The following is a 561-nucleotide window of genomic DNA, read 5'->3' as shown; positions in this document are numbered from 1 at the left end:
TAAGGGCGCACGGTGGATGCCTTGGCACCAGGAACCGATGAAGGACGTGGGAGGCCACGATAGTCCCCGGGGAGTCGTCAACCAGGCTTTGATCCGGGGGTTTCCGAATGGGGAAACCCGGCAGTCGTCATGGGCTGTCACCCGCTGCTGAACACATAGGCAGTGTGGAGGGAACGCGGGGAAGTGAAACATCTCAGTACCCGCAGGAAGAGAAAACAACCGTGATTCCGGGAGTAGTGGCGAGCGAAACCGGATGAGGCCAAACCGTATGCGTGTGAGACCCGGCAGGGGTTGCGCATGCGGGGTTGTGGGATCTCTCTTGACCGGTCTGCCGGCTGGTCGGTGAGTCAGAAACCGTTGATGTAGGCGAAGGACATGCGAAAGGTCCGGCGTAGAGGGTAAGACCCCCGTAGTCGAAACGTCAGCGGCTTGCTTGAGAGACACCCAAGTAGCACGGGGCCCGAGAAATCCCGTGTGAATCTGGCGGGACCACCCGCTAAGCCTAAATATTCCCTGGTGACCGATAGCGGATAGTACCGTGAGGGAATGGTGAAAAGTACC

At 59.0% G+C, this 561-nt stretch carries 1 rRNA gene; it reads left to right on the top strand.

What is annotated here, in order from left to right:
- Window positions 1–561: ribosomal RNA gene (locus IE217_RS34405) — 23S ribosomal RNA — on the top strand; the annotation flags it as partial.

This window comes from Streptomyces naganishii JCM 4654, from assembly GCF_014650575.1.
Taxonomy (GTDB): domain Bacteria; phylum Actinomycetota; class Actinomycetes; order Streptomycetales; family Streptomycetaceae; genus Streptomyces; species Streptomyces naganishii.
The sequence above is the reverse complement of the archived record's forward strand: the minus strand, read 5'-3'. Positions and strand labels throughout refer to the sequence as shown.